General features: G+C 36.8%; 5 protein-coding genes and 1 pseudogene. All 6 read right to left on the bottom strand.

Annotated features, from left to right (window positions below; genetic code table 11):
- Positions 1 to 131: 131 nt before the first annotated feature.
- Positions 132 to 362 carry a 30S ribosomal protein S18 gene (rpsR, locus tag Q7P05_RS06550; protein WP_004693795.1) on the bottom strand — a complete coding sequence of 77 codons (231 nt, stop codon included), beginning with the start codon at positions 360 to 362 and terminating at the stop codon, positions 132 to 134.
- Positions 363 to 401: 39 nt separating this feature from the next.
- The gene (locus Q7P05_RS06555; protein WP_004693797.1) at positions 402 to 800 is read right to left on the bottom strand and encodes a single-stranded DNA-binding protein; all 399 of its coding nucleotides are present in this window, start codon (positions 798 to 800) and stop codon (positions 402 to 404) included.
- A 19-nt stretch (positions 801 to 819) separates the two neighbouring features.
- On the bottom strand, positions 820 to 1,104 hold the full coding sequence (rpsF, locus tag Q7P05_RS06560) for a 30S ribosomal protein S6 (RefSeq protein WP_004693799.1): 285 nt from the start codon (positions 1,102 to 1,104) through the stop codon (positions 820 to 822).
- Positions 1,105 to 1,246: 142 nt separating this feature from the next.
- The gene (locus Q7P05_RS06565) at positions 1,247 to 2,431 is read right to left on the bottom strand and encodes a multidrug effflux MFS transporter (RefSeq protein ID WP_303931210.1); all 1,185 of its coding nucleotides are present in this window, start codon (positions 2,429 to 2,431) and stop codon (positions 1,247 to 1,249) included.
- A 466-nt stretch (positions 2,432 to 2,897) separates the two neighbouring features.
- Positions 2,898 to 4,073, bottom strand: coding sequence for an MBL fold metallo-hydrolase (locus Q7P05_RS06570; protein ID WP_303931212.1), 1,176 nt, complete (start codon positions 4,071 to 4,073; stop codon positions 2,898 to 2,900).
- Positions 4,074 to 4,082: 9 nt separating this feature from the next.
- A pseudogene (locus tag Q7P05_RS06575) lies at positions 4,083 to 4,347 on the bottom strand (hypothetical protein); the annotation flags it as partial.

Genomic DNA, 4,347 nt, shown 5'->3' on the forward strand with positions numbered 1-4,347 from the left:
CACCGAAAATGGTGAACCACCTAAAAAATATAGAGCTATATAAACCAAAAGGAGCTATCCCATAAGATAGCTCCTTTTTATATAGCAAAAAGGCAGTACAACCAAATGGTTATACCGCCTTGATTCATCAATTATTCAGCAGTGAATGGCAATAAAGCGATTGCACGTGCACGTTTAATAGATGTAGTCAATTTGCGTTGATGTTTTGCGCAAGTACCGGAAATACGACGAGGTAAGATTTTGCCGCGTTCAGTCGTAAAACGACGAAGTTTAGCAACATCTTTATAGTCGATTTGATCGATATGGTCTGCACAGAAAACGCATACTTTTCTTCTTGGCTTTCTGCCTCTATCTCTTCTCATTGCGAATCCTCCTTTTCGAATTAGTAGGAGTCCCTGACACTAGAACGGGATGTTTTCGTCATCGCCGCCTGTACTGAAACTATCAAAATTGGACCCACCTTCGAAAGAATTAGTATTCATATCAAGGGATTGGCCCACAAAGTTCGCTACTACTTCAGTAACGTACCGTTTTTGACCGTCCTGAGTCTCGTAAGAACGAGTTTGCAAACGACCTTCTACAAAGCAACGACTGCCTTTACGAAGATTGCCTGCCGCTTCACCAAGTTTACCCCAAGCAACGCAGTTGATAAAAGCAGTTTGTTCTTTCGTCTCATTTGTTGTGGAATCAATATAGGTGTTTGTAGCAGCTACTGTGAAAGTTGCTACAGCACGACCAGTTTTGGTATAGCGTACTTCAGGATCACGAGCTAAATTACCTAGAATTTGTACAGAGTTCATGTTTTCCTCCAGGCTTTAATTATGCTTCGTGTTTAACAATTAGATGTCTTAGGACTTCATCGTTGATTTTCAATACACGATCGATTTCTTTGATTTCAGCAGGTGCTGCTTCAAAGTTGATCAATACATAGAAACCGTCAGTGAATTTCTTCACAGCGTAAGCAAGACGACGCTTGCCCCAACGATCTACCTTTTCTACTGTGCCGCCTACACGAGCAATTAAAGCTTCTACTTTTTCAATAACAGCGTTAGTTGCTTCCTCTTCAGCTGGTTTCACAATAAACATGACTTCGTATTTGTTCATACAAAATCACCTCCTCTTTCGGACTAATGCCCCTATCGACACATAGGGGTAGGAAGTGCTTACCATCAATAAGCCTTACTATTATAACCTAAAAAAAGAATGAAAGCAAGAGTTCAATTTTAAACCCTTGCTTTCACTAATATTATATACGATTATATTTTTCATCCTCAGGAAAAGCGATAATGGCGCAAATAATAACAAATAATGTAATAACCCCCATCATAGGATCTGCCGTATCGTTTGGTAAGAAGGTAAGCATCAACGATGATACAATACCACTACCATATTGCATAGCCCCTAATAATGCTGCCCCAGAGCCAGCCATTCTACCTGCTCTATCTAATGCTAATGCATTCGTTACAGCTGCAATGATGCCGTTCATAGAGAAGAATAAAAAACAACCAATAACGATTAACCACAGCGAATGGTAGCCTAAGACAATCAGGCCCATTACAACGGATACACAAATAGCAGCAAATAAGGTGGCAAATCTCAATAATCTATCGAGACGTATAGCACTTACAATGCGTCGATTGATGGCGCTTAGTAACATAACACCAATAATATTAACAGAAAAGAGATAACCAAAGTACTCTTTTGGTACCTCATAGACATCAATATATACATAAGGCGAACCTGTTAAAAACGCATAGATAGCAATATAAAAGGAACTGACACATAGTGTATATTTCATAAAGCCTTTATTGCGCAATAAAATCCAATAATTATTATAGGTATGAGCTATAGACTTTTTACTACGTTTCTCTACAGGATGTGTTTCAGGAATGACTAATACAGCAACAAGCATTAAAATACCGATGGCAACAAGCAACCAAAATATGGAATGCCATGTATACCACACGAGTAGATGCCCTGCTAGCATCGGCCCTGCAATAGGTGCTATAGCCATAACAATGGCTAATGTAGATAACATTTTTGCAGCCTCAGTCCGACCGTATAAGTCGCGAATCATAGCCCGTGATAACATGGGTCCTACGCAAGCACCAAAGGCCTGGAATACGCGCCAAGCTAGTAATTCTAGCATAGACGAACTTAAGGCACAGCCCACAGACCCTATAATAAATAAGACTATCCCCATAATCAAAGGCTTCTTACGACCAATTTTATCGCTAACAGCTCCCCAAAAAAGCTGAGCCAGCGCAAAACCTATTAAGAAACCAGTCAACGTTAATTCTGCATCACCATGGAGATCACGCCCCATCTCTGGCATGGCAGGCAAATAAATATCCGTCGACAACGATGTAAACGCCATCAAAGCACTTAATATAGAAGTAAAAAGCCATCCTTTATTGCTAATCGTCAGCATAAAGACACCACTTTCATGTAAAATCGCACTATAATATGTATTTATTTAGATTATATCAAAAACAAAGTTAATCCTATATAGTTTTGATATTTTTCAATAAAAAAGCGTAGTAAAATACTACGCAAAAATTGGCATATAACCAAATGTCAATTCTATTTTTCCTAAAATTACATTGATATACTAATCCTAAGAGTCATCACGTGAGTTAGGCCCATCACCGAAAGGTGGTGATACTATGAGCAAATTCGAAAAGTACTACTTAATTCTTTTTGTAATTTCCATAGCAATATCACTCTTTGCACTATTCAAATAGTATAAAGACAAAAGCCTAACGCAACAGAGTATTCAAAATACTCGCACGCTAGGCAATCATAAGAAAACATTTATAAGATGAGCCTAACGCAACCACACGTTGATGGCTCTCTTTTTATTTATTATACATCAAATGCGAAATTTCTTAAAGGAATTATATGATAAATGGCTCATTATCATTAACGATATACACATTTCTATTAGGTACTAATGCCTCTAATCTCTCAGGATTATCAGTGTGAACCGGAATAATAACGTCAGGATTAACTAATTCTATAAACTTAATCAAATTATCTTTAGACACATGACCACTGGCATGACATATATAAGATGGATATGTATCTAGCAAATCTTTCAATGCTAAATCCTCCTCAATATATCCTGTCCACATGGAATATATAATACGTACATCATCTTTAGGGAACTCTTTAATTTTAGAAATAAAATTTTCTGTCCCTCTTACTAAGGATACAAATCCATGTTCCATATAGCATTTAGGATACCTTCCTTTCTCAATAACTAATGGGCTATCATGTCTACGATACAAAGAACTTTCATAATATACATTATTAATCACAGTATCTAATATTCTTTTCTGATAAGCATCACAAATGAGTACTTTATCAGTTGGCATATTCTGCCAAATCCCCATAATACGGTCAATATTCGTAGAGGAACACATAACAAAAACATATTTCCCATCTTGAATATATGAAGAAATATCGTCTAACACTGTGGCTTCAGATATATAATCACCTGCGTCTCTAGACAATGAGGTGCCCTCTGTAATTAATACATCAACCTCACCTATATAGGTATTAACTAATTTGTCTAATACGTGATGGCGCAACCCATGCATCCGGAAATCACCTGTATATAAGACACGTTTACCTTCTGCTTCAATGACAAACATATAACTATCCGCAGCACTATGATCGATAACTAAAGGTCTGATACGTATATCACCAATAGAAAAGACATCTCCGCCCCGAAATGTATTAGCACCTAATAAACGCAAGTATAAACCTCTATCTTGATACTCAGCACCTATTAGCGCGATTTCCTTACTTAATTCACCCATATATAATGGAATTTCTGATAGTGCAGAGGTTAGTTGGCCTAAATGATCCATATGATAATGAGAAATCACAATACCGTCACAATCCGGCATTCCTTTTGTAACACCGTCTATATCCAGATTTATAGGTGTGTACTTTTCATCTAAACTTAATTCATTACCAAAATCTAACATAATGTGAGTAGATGCTGTACTAATTTCTATGGCACTACCACCAATCTGATGTGTGCCACGATGAACAACAATATTCATATTCAACCTTTACTTAGAAATGGTAAGCAATGTTTCTGCTCGATATAAACGATCCAAATTTTCTGACCAATTATCTACTTTATTTTTATAAGGCGCTTTACATACTTTTTGAGCTTGTAATACAACAAATCGAATTTGTTTCAATTTAGACTCTTGTTTTAATATAGCCTCACATAAAGCTCGCAATTCTTTTCTTTTACTTGGATTAATTAATTCCTGGCACTCTTTATACTGTTGTGACACAACAGTTTTAGATGGATAGTTAGGTTCATTA

The sequence above is a fragment of the Veillonella dispar genome (assembly GCF_937975875.1).
In the GTDB taxonomy this organism is placed as follows: Bacteria; Bacillota; Negativicutes; order Veillonellales; family Veillonellaceae; genus Veillonella; species Veillonella dispar_B.